Source organism: Pseudophaeobacter sp. EL27 (genome assembly GCF_900313025.1).
Lineage (GTDB): Bacteria > Pseudomonadota > Alphaproteobacteria > Rhodobacterales > Rhodobacteraceae > Pseudophaeobacter.
The window spans coordinates 825,145-840,589 of record NZ_OMPQ01000009.1 but is presented as its reverse complement, the minus strand read 5'-3'; the positions used below and the strand labels follow the sequence as shown (position 1 = coordinate 840,589).

The window sequence follows — 15,445 nt, the reverse complement described above, 5'->3', positions numbered from 1 at the left end:
AATGCCCTCTGCGGGGAGCAGGGGGGATAGAGATAACAACCTTTGAGCCTTATAAGGAGCTGCAAAGATGGCATTGAAACCACTCCACGATCGCGTGCTGGTTCGTCGTACCGAAAGCGAAGAAAAAACTGCTGGCGGTCTGATCATTCCTGAATCCGCCAAGGAAAAGCCCAGCGAAGGCCAGGTCGTCGCAACCGGCGAAGGCGCCCGCAAAGACAACGGTGAGCTGATCGCAATGGCGGTTTCCGCCGGCGACAACATCCTGTTCGGCAAATGGTCCGGCACTGAAGTCACCGTCGACGGCGAAGAGCTGCTGATGATGAAAGAAAGCGACATCATGGGCATCATCGAGTAAGCCACCGGGTTTTCCCAACTGGCTTCTCTGATCCCATAACTTATCGCTAAAAATACTGATTTTCTCGAGGAGAATAAAACATGGCTGCTAAGGACGTCAAATTCGACACCGATGCCCGCAACCGTATGCTCGCCGGCGTAAACGTACTGGCTGACGCGGTTAAAGTGACCCTGGGCCCCAAAGGCCGTAACGTGGTTCTGGACAAATCTTTTGGTGCGCCACGCATTACCAAAGATGGTGTTTCCGTTGCCAAAGAGATCGAGCTGGAAGACAAGTTCGAAAACATGGGCGCCCAGATGGTGAAGGAAGTTGCTTCCCGTACCAACGACGAAGCAGGCGACGGCACCACCACTGCCACCGTTCTGGCTCAGGCGATCGTCAAAGAAGGTCTGAAGCAGGTTGCTGCTGGCCTGAACCCAATGGATCTGAAGCGCGGCATCGACCTGGCAACTGCCAAAGTCGTCGAAGGCATCAAAGCCTCTGCCCGTGACGTAAAAGACTCTGCTGAAGTTGCCCAGGTCGGCACCATCTCCGCCAACGGCGAAGAAGCCATCGGCAGCCAGATCGCTGACGCGATGCAGAAAGTCGGCAACGAAGGTGTTATCACCGTCGAAGAAAACAAAGGTCTGGAAACAGAGACCGATGTTGTCGAAGGCATGCAGTTCGACCGCGGCTACCTGTCGCCTTACTTCGTGACCAATGCTGACAAGATGATTGCAGATCTCGACGACTGCATGATCCTGCTGCACGAAAAGAAACTCTCCTCGCTGCAGTCCATGGTTCCACTGCTCGAGCAGGTGATCCAGTCGCAGAAGCCTCTGCTGATCATTGCCGAAGATGTTGAAGGCGAAGCCCTGGCAACTCTGGTTGTGAACAAACTGCGTGGCGGTCTGAAAATTGCTGCTGTCAAAGCCCCTGGTTTCGGCGATCGCCGCAAAGCCATGCTGCAGGACATCGCGATCCTGACCGGTGGCCAGGTGATCTCTGAAGATCTGGGCATGAAGCTCGAGTCCGTCACCATGGACATGCTGGGCACCGCCAAGAAGGTCGAAATCACCAAAGACGAAACCACCATCGTTGACGGTGCCGGTTCCAAAGCAGAGATCGAAGCCCGCGTTGGCCAGATCCGCGCTCAGATCGAAGAAACCACATCCGACTACGACCGTGAAAAGCTGCAAGAGCGCGTTGCCAAACTGGCCGGCGGTGTTGCTGTTATCCGCGTTGGCGGCATGACCGAAGTCGAAGTGAAAGAGCGCAAAGACCGCGTTGACGATGCACTGAACGCGACCCGCGCGGCCGTACAGGAAGGCGTTATCGTTGGTGGTGGTGTTGCTCTGGTCCAGGCTGGTAAAGCTCTGGCCGGTCTGGAAGGCGCAAATGCTGACCAGAACGCTGGTATCGTGATCGTCAAGAAAGCCATCGAAGCGCCTCTGCGTCAGATCGCTGAGAACGCGGGTGTTGACGGTGCGGTTGTTGCCGGCAAGGTCCGTGAATCCGACGACACCACCTTTGGTTTCAACGCTCAGACCGAAGAATATGGCGACATGTTCTCCTTTGGTGTGATCGACCCTGCCAAAGTAACCCGTACCGCGCTGGAAGATGCGGCCTCGATTGCAGGCCTGCTGATCACCACCGAAGCCATGGTTGCCGACAAGCCTTCGAAAGATGGCGGCGCAGCAGGCGGCGGCATGCCCGACATGGGCGGCATGGGCGGCATGGGCGGCATGATGTAAATCACGCCATCCTACTGGATGAATTAGGGGTCGCCTTCGGGCGGCCCCTTTTTTTATGGTAAGAAGAGTGGTCCGCTGTGCGGACCTGCCTCCGGCGGGATTATTTTGGGAAAGATGATGGGGAGGGCGGCAGATGGTTGTAGGTCCGGATTTTACAACAAATGTAGAGGAGGCGCAGTTTGATGAGGTTGAGGCGCTGCTGAAAGCGGCCTTCCCAACGGATGCTGAGGCGCGGTTGGTGCGACGGTTGCGGGCGGATGGGGATATGCTGGGTGAGTTTCAAAAACCCTGGGAGGGAAAGATCGGCGGCTATTTTGCGCTGAGCCGGATGCAGGGTCCTAAAGGTTGGGCCTGTCTGGCACCGATGGCTGTGCGACCTGAATGGCAGGGCGGGAAACTGGCTGAGGATAACCCGAATATGGAAGTTGGTGGTCCCCGCGACGAGCTCTATCGCGGGTCTTGGCGGTTTGGTAGCCGTATGCTACGGGAGCTTGCTGATCAATATGAGGGAGCTGCTGGAGAGCCGGTATCGCATCTGCCGGAGGCGATTGTGGTGCTTGGGGAGCCCTCCTTTTATGGCCGCTATGGATTTAGCCAAGCGCGGGCGCAAAACCTCACTAGCCCCTATCCACTGTCTCATACGCTGATCTTGAAGTGCGGCGTGGACCTGCCGGAGGAAAAACTGGTCTACCCGGCGGCCTTCGCATCATTGTGATGCCTCTTTGTCTGCCAAAGCTCTCCAACAAGAGATGGGCTGGTTGCTCTACCTGTGGGCTTCCGGTAGCGGTCGGTTGAATTCTCCTATTGTGTCGGGACACCCGGCCTGACCGAGGCGTGGCAATGCAGCTATTGGCGCTTGTTCTTCTTGTTTTGATCGCCTTTGCCGCCAATTCGGTGCTGGGGCGGATGGCGATCAGCTGGGGCTATATGGATGCGCTTGGCTTTGGGCTTTTGCGCCTGGCTGCGGGGGCTGCCATGCTGGTGCTGCTGTGCAGTCTGCGCGGGCGCAGCCTGCGCCAACCGCTGATCCCGAGCCTGAAAGGCGGCGCGGCGCTGACGCTCTATATGATCGGGTTCTGTCTGGCCTATCAGGGGCTGGATGCGGGGCTTGGGGCGCTGATCTTGTTTGGGGTTGTGCAGATTGCCATGTTTGGCTGGGGCGCGCTCAGGGGCAGTCATCCCAGTGTCGGGCAGCTGGCCGGGGCCGGTGTGGCCTTTGCTGGACTGGCCTATGTAATCTGGCCGGATGAAAGCCTGCAGGTCTCGATCTGGGATGCGACCCTGATGGGGTTGAGTGGGCTGGGCTGGGCGGCCTATAGTCTGATCGGCCGCGGTGTGCGCGACCCTCTGGCGGCGAGTGCGGCGAATTTCCTTTGGGCCACTGCGATGATGGTGCCTTTTGTCTGGGGATTACAGGGCGGCGGTCTGATCACTGGGCCAGGGATCGGGCTGGCGGTGCTGTCAGGCGCGGTGACCTCGGGTCTGGGCTATGCGCTCTGGTATAGGGTTTTGCCCCGGCTGCAGCCGGCGGTGGCCGCCACCATTCAGCTGAGCGTACCGGTTCTGGCGATCCTTGGTGGGGTGATCTTCCTTGCGGAGCCTGTGGGCCTGCGGCTGGTGCTGGGAACCTTGGGCGTTCTGGCGGGGATTGCTTTGGTGATCTGGGCGCCAAACCGGCGGTAAAAGGGGTTTTCTCGCGTTGCCGCAGCCCCTATCTGAAGGGCATGAAGAACCTATCCAAACCTCTGATTTATGCCGCTTTGGCGCTGATCCCCAATCTGGCACAAGCCGACTGCGTGGTGCTGCTGCATGGGTTGGCGCGCTCTGAGACCTCTTTTGTGGTGATGGAGCAGGTACTGGAAAAGCAGGGCTATCAGGTGGTGCGCCCGGGTTATGACTCGACCCAGTACCCGGTGGCTCAGCTGGCGGAACAGGTCCTGCCCGAGGCAATCTCTGCCTGCGGGGAGCAGAAGATCCACTTTGTCACCCATTCCATGGGGGGGATCCTGCTGCGCCACTATTTTCAGGAACCGGCACATCGCCCGTCAACTCTGGGTCGTACCGTGATGTTGGGGCCGCCCAACCAGGGCAGTGAAGTTGTGGATGAGCTGGGCGATTGGGAAGTCTTTGGCATGATCAATGGCCCGGCCGGGCAGAGCCTGGGCACGGATGCAGCGAGCCTGCCCATGAGGCTGCCGCCTGCGGATTTTCCGCTTGGTATCATTGCGGGCAATCAATCCATCAGCCCGGTGTTTTCCGCCCTTATCCCCGGAGAGGATGACGGCAAGGTCTCGGTCGAAAGCACCCGCGTCACAGGCATGCAGGATCACCTGGTGTTGCCTGTCACCCATACATTCATGATGAATGACCCGCTGGTCATTGCCCAGGTGAAGGCCTTTCTGGATGAGGGCAGGTTTGACCCGCAAATCACCTGGCTGGATGCGCTGAACGATGCCATCGCGGGCAGCTGTATCGGGGCCGATTGCGGCTATGGTTTAACAACAGAAAAGCAGCAGGAGATTCTGCGCAAATGACCTCGCTTGAATTGACCCTGCAGGGGGCGGATGTGCTGACACCAGCTGGGCTCCACCACGGGGGCGAGATCGCCATTGGAGATGGGGTGATCCTGGCCCAGCCGCAGGGGCGGGCTGTGGATCTCACGGGCTATCTGGTTTTGCCTGGCATTATTGACCCACATGGCGACGGGTTTGAGCGGCATCTGGCGCCCCGGCGTGGCGCCATGAAGCAGATGGCCGAAGGCGTTGTGGCCACTGAGGCAGAGTTGGCAGCCAATGGTATGACCACGGCGGTTTTGGCGCAGTTCTTCAGCTGGGAAGGGGGACTGCGCGGTCCCGACTATGCTGGGCAGGTGTTTGACGCGGTGGCGCAGGTGCAGGGCGATCTGGTGACGGATCTGCTGCCGCAGCTCAGGTTTGAGACCCATATGCTGGATGACTATGCGGGGTTGCCAGAGCGGATCGCAAAATGGGGCCTGTCCTATGTGGTCTTTAATGATCATCTGCCGCATGACCGTCTCGCCCAGGGCAAAAAGCCACCACGGTTGACCGGGCAGGCGCTGAAGGCCGGGCGCAATCCGGAGAAGCATTTAGAGATGCTCGTGGAGATGCATCGCCGCAGCGCTGAGGTGCCCGCCGCGCTAGAGACGCTTTGTGCGCAGCTGCGCGCCGCAGGCCTGCGCATTGGCAGCCATGACGATCAAACAGCAGCAGATCGCGCCACTTGGCGTGCCCGTGGGGCTGAGATCAGCGAGTTTCCGGAAACCCAGGAGGCGGCAGAGGCTGCACGGGCAGGTGGCGACCACATCATTCTGGGCGCGCCCAATGTGGTGCGCGGCGGTTCACACAAGGGCAATGCTTCGGCGCTGGATCTGATTGCCATGGGGCTATGTGATGCGCTGGCCTCGGATTATCACTATCCCAGCCCGCGCCGGGCGGCGCTGATGCTGGCGCGAACTGGCGTCTTGGATCTGGCAGCTGCCTGGGGGTTGGTGTCCACCGGTCCGGCAGATCTGTTGGGGCTGGACGATCGTGGCGATTTCACCCCCGATAAACGCGCCGATATGGTGATCCTAGACAGGGCAAGCGAACGGGTTGCCGCGACCCTGTCCGGCGGGCGGGTGAGCTATTTGTCTGGTGAGATTGCGACGCGGTTTATGGGGTGAGGAATGAAGCAAGCTCTGAGGACAGTACTAGGATGTATAGCTTTCTCTGCGGTCTTTTGCTGGGGGGCATCCATTCTCGCGGCGCTAGTTTCACAAGGATATGTACTGAAAACTAAAGCAGACGCGGGGCAATACCTTCTGCACCTCAGGGTCGGACGAGAGCCTGCAACTTGGGTGGAAACGAGTGCTTTACGCTATTGGTTTGAGACAACGTTGGATGTGGTTTCTATGGGGACTGCGTTCAGTGCGATTGCTTGGGTCATCGTCTACTATCTATGGCGCGAGTGGCGAGTATCTCAGGGAACGTGGGAAGGTTCTGATTAAACCGTATCACTTGCCACCCAAAGCGCGCGCTCTCATCCGAAGGCGCGCGCTTGAAGATTGATAGAGAGGGTCGTCAGGGCTACTTCTGAGGCCGTGTAATCCGGTTCACATGGGCCATCTTACGGCCGGGCTTGGCTTCGGCCTTGCCATAAAGATGCAGGGCGCAGTCGGGCTCTTTGGCGAGATCGGGCAAGCGATCCATGTCGTCGCCGATCAGGTTCTCCATCACCACATCCGAATGACGCTGACCGTCACCCAGGGGCCAGCCTGCTACAGCGCGAATGTGCTGCTCGAACTGATCGACAGCGCAGCCGTTTTGCGTCCAGTGGCCGGAGTTGTGCACGCGCGGTGCGATCTCGTTCACCACCAGCCCCTGTGGGGTAACAAAAAGCTCGACCCCCAGAACCCCAACATAATCCAGGGCATTCAGGACTTTGGCTGCGAGCAGGACCGCATCCATGCGCTGGCTCGCGCTTAGCCGGGCAGGCACGGTGGTGGTGTGCAGGATACCGTCGCGATGCACGTTTTCACCGGGGTCATAACAGGCGACCTCGCCAGTGATGCCACGGGCGGCAATCACAGAGACCTCATGGCTGAAACTCACAAAACCCTCGAGTACCGAGGGGGCTCCTGCCATGGCTTCCAGCGCTTCATCTGCCTGATCGGGTGCCATAATGCGGGCCTGGCCTTTGCCATCATAGCCAAAGCGCCGGGTTTTGAGGATCGCAGGCGCACCGATTTCCGCCAAAGCCGCCTCAAGGCTGGCGGCATCGGTGATATCGGCAAAGGGCGCGATTTTTAGATCAAGCCCCTGCAGGAAGGTCTTCTCGGTCAGACGATCTTGGCTGATCCGCAGCGCCTCGCGTCCCGGACGGATCGGGCCATGGGCCTCGATGATGTCCAGGGCGGCTGTGGGGATGTTCTCAAACTCATAGGTGATTACATCCACCGCATTGGCAAAAGCCAGCAGAGCTTCGCTGTCCTCATAGCCTGCGGTGGTCACCTGATCGGCGACCTGGCCTGCAGGCGGGTTGGCGCCTGGCTCAAAGATATGGGTCTTGAAGCCAAGGCGGGAGGCCGCGACCGAGAGCATACGGCCCAGCTGACCACCGCCCAGGATGCCAATGGTGGCACCGGGTTTGAGAGCATCAGTCATCAACAGGCTCCTCTGGGATTGAGGCCGAGAGTGCTGCGCGCCAGGCGTCCAGACGTTCGGCCAGCGCCGGGTCTTGCAGCGCCAGAATTCCGGCAGCCATCAGCCCGGCATTGGCGGCACCCGCAGCCCCAATGGCCATGGTTGCAACCGGAAAGCCCTTGGGCATCTGGACGATGGAATAGAGCGAGTCGACGCCGGAAAGGGCGCGGGTCTGAACCGGCACACCAACCACAGGAACCCGGGTTTTGGAAGCCACCATGCCTGGCAGATGTGCCGCCCCGCCAGCGCCTGCAATAATCACTTGCAGGCCGCGTTCTGCCGCTGATTTTCCATAAGACCACAGCCGGTCCGGCGTGCGGTGGGCCGAGACAATCTTGGCCTCATAGGGAACGCCGAGCTCATCCAGGAGCGTGGCGGCCTCTTTCATGGTTGGCCAATCGGACTGGCTGCCCATGATGATGCCCACTTTGATGTCGCTGGGGGTGTTTGGCATGTGATCTGTCCTGTCATGCCGCAGATCCCACTCAGGAGAGCTGCTGGGGTGGAAGGAGTGGCGCACTATAGTCAAACTGGCCCGTGGCGCAATGCGACAATGCAACGAGGTGGAGGCTGTCCATCTGGCCGCCGTGTGAAGGGAAAGGGGGGCTCCCGCCCAGGCAAAATGGCAGCGAGCTGCCAAATGCTTGGTTGGGCATGGCACCGCGCTTAAGCGCGGTGCGGCGCGACGTGTCGCGCCAAAGCAGCGCGCCTAGAGGCGCGCTGCCGGGCCCAAGGGGCGCCTGCGGTGGCTTGCCACTGCTGCAGCCGCGCGGGAGAGCTCGCTTTGCCTGGGATCACAGCGGCGCTTGCCTGATACTGTTGCGGGGGCAGGAAACTACGATTTCGATAATTGCGTTAAAGTCAGAGGCGCGGCCTCAGGCAATGATATCGGGCGTCAACCTGTCTTCTATCAGGGAAATTCGATCCTTGAGCCCTAGTTTCTGTTTTTTCAGCCGTCGTATTGTCAGCTGATCGCTGGTGCCGCGCTCTTGCAGGGCAATGATCGCCTCGTCCAGATCGCGGTGTTGCCTGCGAAATACTTCCAGCTCGACCTTAAGAACCTCATCGGTTTTCATGGAAATATCGACAGAAGCATTCATGGGCGACTCAAAAATCAGAAGGGTTCGGGTAGGGGCTAAGATACTTCTTTAACGCCTTTTCCGCTAGACCTTGCAGCCATAGTCTTGAGAATTCGAGGAAAGTTACCATATTCTAGCCAGGCAGTTGCCGCTACGGGACTGCTGATCAACGTCGCTTTGCAGCAAAAGGACGATATACGTGTCGAAACTCACTCTGGGGTCATACCCACATATGCTGGGGTTTGAGCAGCTGGAACGCCTTCTGGAACGTTCGGCCAAATCCGGCAATGAAGGCTATCCGCCCTATAACATTGAACAAACCTCCGATTTCTCTTACCGCATCACCCTTGCCGTTGCAGGTTTCGCTGAGGCGGATCTGGCCATCACGGTGGAGGATCGCCAACTGGTGATCCGCGGGCGTCAGGGCGAAGATAGCGACGGGCGTGTCTTCCTGCACCGAGGAATCGCTGCCCGCCAATTTCAGCGCATGTTTGTGCTGGCCGATGGCGTTGATGTGGGCGAAGCGGTGATGGAGAACGGGCTCTTGCACGTGGACCTCACCCGGTCACGCCCGGAAACCGTGGTTCAGACCATCAATATCAAGAAGGGTTAAGAGACATGCATACACCAATTGACACACCCACTTCTGCCAGCTCTGGCCCGCGTATCGTCTATGTGAAAACAGTGGCTGTTGGGGATTTGCCCAAAGACATGCAGGCCAGCGCCGAAGGCCGGGACCATCTCTATGCGGTGCATGACGCCGAGGGCGAGCAGCTCGCCGTTGTGACGGATCGTAAGCTGGCCTTTGTTCTGGCGCGGCAGAACGATTTCTCACCGGTTGCAGTGCACTGACCAGGCCGACTTGACCCACCGGCCCTGCGGCTCATTCCCCAAAGAGGGTCAGCCTGACGGTTCAGGCTTAGCCTTGGGTTTGGTGCCTGCAGGTGGTTTAACTCTCGCTCACTCTTGGATAGGCTTTCAGCACTGAAACCAATGGGGCTGGGTACAGAGAATGAGCAGATTTGATTTCGACTGGGTGGATGCATTCTCGGATCGGGCCTTTGGCGGCAATGGCTGCGCAGTGGTCCATGGTGGCGCGCATTTACCGGTTGAAACCTGCACTGCCTATGTGCGTGAAACCTCCTTGGTCGAATGCACCTTTACCGGCCCCTCTGAGCGTGCCGATATTCAGGTGCGCTATTTCCTGGCCAGCCGCGAGATCCCCTTTGCCGGTCACCCCACCATCGCCACCGTGGCCGCAATGCGGGATCGTGGGTTGATCGAGGAGGGGGAGATCAGCCTGGAGACCGGCGCGGGCATCGTGCCGGTTCGAATTTCCGGCGACCAGATCGAAATGACCCAGATCGCGCCGGAGTTTGGCCCCAAGCCCGATCCCGCGCTGGTGGCGGCAGCGATTTCCCTACCGGTCGAGAGCATCCTGGGGGCGCCGCAAAGAGTTTCAACCGGATTGCCCTTTTGCATAACCGTGCTGAAAGATCAGACCGCATTAGCACAGGCACGTCTTGACCTGTCGGCCTTGGCCAAGCTCGGGCAGTCGATGGGGGCGGACGGCATTGATATGATGGAGCCCTTTCTGGTGACCCTGCAGGGGGCGACGGAATTAGGTGACACCTATTCCCGGCTACTGATGGCACCGCCCAGCCCGCCAGAGGATCCCTTTACCGGGTCGGCCACCGGGGCAATGGCCGCCTATCTCTGGCGCAATGGGCTGATGCAAAAAGACAGTTTTGTTGCTGAGCAAGGTCATGGCATGGGACGGCCAGGAATGGCGCGGGTCAGCCGCCTTGGCAGCTGTGACGACCTGAAGGGCATCAAGGTTGCTGGAAGGGGCTTTGTCTTGATGCGCGGCTCGGTTGACCTGCCAGATCAAAGCTGATCTCTGCACCAAAAAACGGAAGCCATTGCCCATGAGACCCACCGAGACCGCAGCCCAGACAGAGCACGCAATTGCAGTTATGCCCTATGGTGGAAAACTGGGTAAAGCTCTGTCAGAGCGGCCGTTGAGCGAAATGGAATGGCCTCTGGGTTGCCCGGACCGGCTGCTTGGCAAGCAGGTCAAGGATATGGCTTCGGATGATCATCTGATCGTCTTTGCCAAACGGGCGATGCATTTTCAGTCTCACCGGAGCTGCCCGGCACGGATTTCGATGATCCTGGCAGAACCCAAGATCATGTCTGCTGATCACCATCGCCTGCTGCGGTTGAGCGCGGGTCGGTTCTTTCGGATCTTCACCTATGATCCGCAGCTTTTGCCGCGACTGCCAAATGCGCGGATGCTGATTTTTGGCACCACCTGGGTGCCAGGCTGGCAGGGATTGCAAATCAGAAAATCCAAAGAGCTGTCCTTGATTGCCTCGGCCAAGAATGATCATCCTGGCCATAAACTGCGTCACCAGATTGTGGCCTATCTGCAAGCACAGATGCCGGAGGCGGATATTTTGGGGCGCGGCTACAAGCCCTTTGAGGAGAAATCGGAGGGGCTGGCCCCTTACCGCTATTCCGTGGTGATCGAAAATGTGCGCGAGCCAAATTATTTCACCGAAAAGCTGATTGATGCGATCCTGTGTGAAACCGTGCCGCTGTATTGGGGTTGCCCGAATATCACCGATTTCTTTGAAGGTGAGGGGCTGATCCTGTGCCGCAATCAGGAGGAATTTGAGGCGGCAGTCCAAAATATCGGTCCAGAGGACTATGCTCGTCGATTGCCGGCTCTGCGAAAGTTGAAACAGGCGGCTGCGGAATTTGGGGATCTGTCTTTGCGTGCGGCACAGGCGCTGCGCGACAGTCTTTAGGCTTACCCGGTTGGAGGATTCTAAGCAGCGACAAGATCTGGGCCAGCTTGATTTGCAAATCTAGCAGGAAATCAAAATGGCCCGCCCGTTGAAAGGAGCGGGCCATTGGTTTTCTGGGGCATGTGCCACCGTGAGCAGATTAGCCTGCGATCAAACCCATGTTTTCCAGCTTGAGCAGCACCTGATGGGCGCAGTTGTCGACTTCGACGTTTTCAGTCTCGACTGACAGCTCTGGGGAGGCCGGGACGTCGTAGGGGTCAGAAATCCCGGTGAACTCTTTGATCTTGCCTTCACGGGCCAGTTTATACAGCCCCTTGCGATCGCGGCGTTCACACTCTTCCAGCGAGGTGGCGACATGCACTTCGACAAAGGCGCCAAAGGCTTCCACGTCTTCACGCACGGCGCGACGGGTGGTGGCATATGGCGCGATTGGGGCACAGATGGCGATGCCGCCGTTTTTGGTGATCTCAGAGGCCACATAGCCGATGCGGCGGATGTTGAGGTCGCGGTGCTCTTTGCTGAATCCCAGCTCGGAGCTGAGGTTCTTACGCACAATGTCACCATCCAGCAGGGTCACGGGGCGGCCGCCCATTTCCATCAGCTTGACCATCAACGCGTTGGCGATGGTGGATTTGCCAGACCCGGAAAGGCCGGTCAGGAACACGGTGAAACCCTGCTTTGAACGTGGCGGCTTGGTGCGGCGCAGCTCTTTGACCACCTCGGGGAAGGAGAACCACTCGGGGATTTCCAGACCTTCGGACAGGCGGCGGCGCAGCTCGGTGCCCGAGATGTTGAGGATGGTGACGTTATCTTTGTCTTCGATCTCGTCGATGGCCTCGTACTGTGCGCGCTCCGACACCCAAACCATATGTTTGAAGTCGACCATTTCGATGCCCATTTCTTCCTGATGGGTGCGGAACAGATCCTGCGCATCATAGGGGCCGTAGAAATCGTCACCGGCGGAGTTCTTGCCGGGGCCGGCGTGGTCACGACCAACGATGAAATGGGTGCAGCCGTGGTTTTTGCGGATCAGACCGTGCCAAACGGCCTCACGCGGGCCAGCCATACGCATGGCCAGGTTCAGCAGGCTCATCGCGGTGGTGGAGGCCGGGTATTTGTCCAGAACCGCCTCGTAGCAGCGCACGCGGGTGAAGTGATCCACGTCACCGGGCTTGGTCATGCCAACAACCGGATGGATCAGCAGGTTGGCCTGGGCTTCACGGGCGGCGCGGAAGGTCAGCTCCTGGTGGGCACGGTGCAGCGGGTTACGGGTCTGGAAGGCCACAACCTTGCGCCAGCCCAGCTTGCGGAAATAGGCGCGCAGCTCGTTGGGGGTGTCGCGACGGCCACGGAAATCATAATGCACCGGCTGCTGAATGCCGGTCACAGGGCCGCCCAGATAGATCTTGCCGGCCTGATTGTGCAGGTAGTTTACGGCAGGATGTGCGTCGTCGTCGGCGCCAAAGACCATTTCGGCCTCGCGGGACTTGTTGGGGGTCCAGCTATCGGTCACGGTCATGGTGGCCAGGATCACGCCTTCCTGGTCACGCAGGGCAATGTCTTCGCCCACTTCCAGGGTTGCGGCGAATTCTTCCGAGACGTCCAGGTTGATTGGCATGGGCCAGAGTGCGCCATCGGCCAGGCGCATGTTTTCCACAACACCGTTATAGTCTTCTTCGGTCAGGAAGCCTTTGAGCGGGTTGAAGCCACCGTTCATCAGGAGCTCAAGGTCGCAGATCTGGCGAGGGGTCAGATCGTGGCTTTTCAGCTCGCCTGCGTCGACTTTCAGCTTTTGAGCGGAGTCATAGGAGACATAGAGCTCAGGGATGGGAGCCAGATTGTTCTGCATTGGATGAGTCCTGTGTTTAATGTGGGGCAAGCCGCTGGCTGTGCCGGTAAGTTCCGCATGGAGCGCATTATATTCCGCGAGCTTGCGGGAAAGGAATTGATCGGCGAGGCGTCGTTTCTCGGAGGCGCCACGGCGGGTCAAAGTGTAGGTGTAGCGTTGCCGTTTGTCCGGGCCGGGGCGGTCGCTAATTGTGATTAGCCCGGCATCGGTGGCGGCGCGCAGTTGGGTGTTGAGCCCGCCCAAAGAGATGCCCAGAGCAGCGGCGGTAGCACGCTGCGAGGCTTCCGGTGCCAGATCGAACTGACGCAGGAGGCGGAAGAGTAGATCTTCCTCGTCTGGGTTGGGCTTGGTCTCGGGCAGGGTCATGGTGATTCAGTTGATGTATGTTCACGCATGAACACATCTCACAAAATGATACAGGGGCAAAGTCCAAAAACGTCTCAAAAGCCTGTGACAGAGTGGCGTTGCCGGGCTGCAACGCTGGTTGGTCCAATTTGGGCTGCCGTGTGGTGATCGGGTTCCAGCCTGTCCCAATGGCGCAGAACTATGGACCAGAACCCGGTAAAATTTAGGAACAGTGCGCTTTGACAGTGGTGCTCTCAGCTCACCGAGCCTTTTGCTGCTGGCGCAAAGGTGGTTGTTTCTGGATCTGCCTGGGAAGTGAGCAGGTTTTCTAGGGTCGAGGCCTGGGGCACCGGCAGGGCGCGCACCGGATGATCAACGCCGCGCAGGGCAAAATCCTGCAGCATATCTGCTGGTGCTGCCAGGCCTGCCGCCTTGACGACATGTTCAGAGATCAACAGCTCGACACCCAGCTCCTTGGTCTTGGCCTCAAGGCGACTGGCGGCATTCACCGCAGAGCCGATCAGGGTACGGGGTGCATTGTCTGTGGTGCCAATTTCACCCAGTACAACAGTGCCAGTATGCAGCCCCATGCCAATCCGCACCGGGTCTTCGCCTTCCGAGGCAAGCATCATGTTAAAGCGCGCCAATGCGACCCCAATATTGCTGGCAGCTGTGATCCCGGCCAGGGCTGAATGCTCCGGGTCGTCCATTTCAAAAAGGGCCAGCAATCCATCGCCCAAATACTTGTCCACGCTGCCGCCGGCCTTGGTGATCTCGGGGACGATGGCGTCAAAGAACCGGTTCAGCAGAAAGACGATATCATAGGGCAGCAGCCCGGCAGAGCGAGAAGTGAAGCCGCGAATGTCCAAAAAAAGCACGGCAATGGTCTTTTCCACTCCTTGTGCTGAATGGACCTGGCGGCGCCCTTTTGGTTGGTAGACCCGTTGAATGGACAGCGAGGCAGTTGGCCGGATTTGACAAGCCAGACGTACGTTGTCGCGGGCTTTGATCGCTTTGAGAGTGCGCGCCTCTGCACTGCTTGGGGGCGGTAGGTTTTCCAACCCCTTAGTGACTTCGATACGGCAGGTGGTACAGCGGCCCTTGCCGCCACAAAGTGAGGTATGGGGGATACCGTTGAGCTGGGAGATTTCCAGCAAGGTCAGCCCGTGCTCGATGGTGATCTGAGTCCCATTCTCATAGCGGATCTGCAGAGATTTTCTTTTGCGGATGAAACGGCGCAGATAGAAAGTGGCAACTGCGCCGCCGAGCAGGAACAGAAAGATCCAAAAGCCGATGTCGTAGATCTCGTAAAGCCGGGCAAAGCCAGTGCTATTGGGCCAATTGAAGTTATCGCGAATGACCTGTGCGTTGCCGGGGCGGATATAGATCGACCAGATGCGGCGCCCTTCGGTCAGCAGCCCAGCCAGGGCAAGCGTCGGCACCAGGGCAGCCAGCCCAGTCATATAGGGCAGTACCAAGGGCCACCATCTGGTGATCCGCAGCCACATATGCAGCCCAATGCAGCCATGCACCCAGACAACCAACAGCAAAATATATTGCTGCCAGACCTCGGGGGAATTCCACATCAGCAAGATGATCGAGGTCATCTCATCGTCGAGCCCATAGGCGTTGGAGGCATAGCTGGTGAAGATGAGATGTTGGATCAGTTGAAGGGGGATCAGAAGCCCCAGCACCAGTTGCAGGGCCTGCGCCAGGCTCATCCGCAGCGTCCGGCGACTGGCCACCTGCCACAGGGCCAGGGCCATATGCACCAAGAGCGCTGAGAACAGCAGGATTTGACCGGGCAGATGGCCGGTGAGCAGACGGCGGAACTCTTGCACCTGAAACATGAAGTCAGGGGAGACAAGGCCGGCGGCGATGTTCAGAAAATGCAGGAAGGCATAGGTGAGCAGAAAGACACCACTGACCGTGCGGCTGCGTTGGATTAAGTCCCCTCGCCAGAGTGCATTGGTCACGCGAATGTCCCCTCCGGTTGCGCTGCATCAGGGTGTTGGATGTGACCATGCGGGTCAAGAGTGTTTCGCAATGTCAAAGGAGGGGAAAGGTAAG

15 protein-coding genes are annotated in these 15,445 nt (G+C 58.8%); 10 read left to right on the top strand and 5 right to left on the bottom strand.

Going from position 1 to position 15,445, the window contains the following annotated elements; translation table 11 throughout:
* Positions 1-67 precede the first annotated feature (67 nt).
* The 6 genes from groES to ED661_RS11685 all read left to right on the top strand — a co-directional run bounded on the left by groES (position 68) and on the right by ED661_RS11685 (position 5,770).
* Positions 68-355: a co-chaperone GroES gene (groES, locus tag ED661_RS11710; RefSeq protein WP_008207832.1), complete on the top strand. Its 288-nt coding sequence runs from the start codon at positions 68-70 to the stop codon at positions 353-355.
* An 80-nt stretch (positions 356-435) separates the two neighbouring features.
* Positions 436-2,088 (top strand): chaperonin GroEL, encoded by a 1,653-nt coding sequence (groL, locus tag ED661_RS11705; protein ID WP_122074046.1) that lies wholly within the window; start codon positions 436-438, stop codon positions 2,086-2,088.
* Positions 2,089-2,221: 133 nt separating this feature from the next.
* Positions 2,222-2,803 (top strand): GNAT family N-acetyltransferase, encoded by a 582-nt coding sequence (locus ED661_RS11700; protein WP_122074045.1) that lies wholly within the window; start codon positions 2,222-2,224, stop codon positions 2,801-2,803.
* A 125-nt stretch (positions 2,804-2,928) separates the two neighbouring features.
* Entirely contained in the window at positions 2,929-3,771 is an 843-nt protein-coding gene (locus tag ED661_RS11695; protein ID WP_122074044.1) for a DMT family transporter, read from the top strand.
* Between the two features lie 41 nt (positions 3,772-3,812).
* On the top strand, positions 3,813-4,622 hold the full coding sequence (locus ED661_RS11690) for an alpha/beta fold hydrolase (RefSeq protein WP_122074043.1): 810 nt from the start codon (positions 3,813-3,815) through the stop codon (positions 4,620-4,622).
* Positions 4,619-5,770: an alpha-D-ribose 1-methylphosphonate 5-triphosphate diphosphatase gene (locus ED661_RS11685; RefSeq protein ID WP_122074042.1), complete on the top strand. Its 1,152-nt coding sequence runs from the start codon at positions 4,619-4,621 to the stop codon at positions 5,768-5,770. The genes ED661_RS11690 and ED661_RS11685 overlap by 4 nt, the downstream gene beginning before the upstream one ends.
* Before the next feature lie 403 nt (positions 5,771-6,173).
* Here the strand turns inward: ED661_RS11685 and ED661_RS11680 are convergent, their stop codons facing one another.
* The 3 genes from ED661_RS11680 to ED661_RS11670 form a co-directional block, all read right to left on the bottom strand.
* Positions 6,174-7,250 (bottom strand): 5-(carboxyamino)imidazole ribonucleotide synthase, encoded by a 1,077-nt coding sequence (locus ED661_RS11680; protein ID WP_122074041.1) that lies wholly within the window; start codon positions 7,248-7,250, stop codon positions 6,174-6,176.
* Positions 7,243-7,743, bottom strand: coding sequence for a 5-(carboxyamino)imidazole ribonucleotide mutase (gene purE, locus ED661_RS11675; protein WP_122074040.1), 501 nt, complete (start codon positions 7,741-7,743; stop codon positions 7,243-7,245). Before purE ends, ED661_RS11680 begins: the two co-directional genes overlap by 8 nt.
* A 421-nt stretch (positions 7,744-8,164) precedes the next feature.
* Positions 8,165-8,389: a YdcH family protein gene (locus ED661_RS11670; RefSeq protein WP_122074039.1), complete on the bottom strand. Its 225-nt coding sequence runs from the start codon at positions 8,387-8,389 to the stop codon at positions 8,165-8,167.
* Between the two features lie 178 nt (positions 8,390-8,567).
* Between ED661_RS11670 and ED661_RS11665 the strand changes: the two genes are divergently transcribed.
* From ED661_RS11665 to ED661_RS11650, 4 genes are all read left to right on the top strand, one after another.
* Entirely contained in the window at positions 8,568-8,981 is a 414-nt protein-coding gene (locus tag ED661_RS11665) for an Hsp20 family protein (RefSeq protein WP_174214176.1), read from the top strand.
* A gap of 5 nt (positions 8,982-8,986) precedes the next feature.
* On the top strand, positions 8,987-9,220 hold the full coding sequence (locus ED661_RS11660) for a DUF1150 family protein (RefSeq protein ID WP_122074037.1): 234 nt from the start codon (positions 8,987-8,989) through the stop codon (positions 9,218-9,220).
* A gap of 160 nt (positions 9,221-9,380) precedes the next feature.
* The gene (locus ED661_RS11655) at positions 9,381-10,265 is read left to right on the top strand and encodes a PhzF family phenazine biosynthesis protein (protein WP_122074036.1); all 885 of its coding nucleotides are present in this window, start codon (positions 9,381-9,383) and stop codon (positions 10,263-10,265) included.
* 31 nt (positions 10,266-10,296) lie between these two features.
* Positions 10,297-11,181 carry a glycosyltransferase family 10 domain-containing protein gene (locus ED661_RS11650; protein WP_122074130.1) on the top strand — a complete coding sequence of 295 codons (885 nt, stop codon included), beginning with the start codon at positions 10,297-10,299 and terminating at the stop codon, positions 11,179-11,181.
* 139 nt (positions 11,182-11,320) lie between these two features.
* Here the strand turns inward: ED661_RS11650 and ED661_RS11645 are convergent, their stop codons facing one another.
* Positions 11,321-13,396 carry a bifunctional sulfate adenylyltransferase/adenylylsulfate kinase gene (locus ED661_RS11645; protein ID WP_122074035.1) on the bottom strand — a complete coding sequence of 692 codons (2,076 nt, stop codon included), beginning with the start codon at positions 13,394-13,396 and terminating at the stop codon, positions 11,321-11,323.
* Between the two features lie 233 nt (positions 13,397-13,629).
* Positions 13,630-15,351, bottom strand: a complete 1,722-nt coding sequence (locus ED661_RS11640) for an adenylate/guanylate cyclase domain-containing protein (RefSeq protein WP_122074034.1) — start codon at positions 15,349-15,351, stop codon at positions 13,630-13,632.
* Positions 15,352-15,445: the final 94 nt, after the last annotated feature.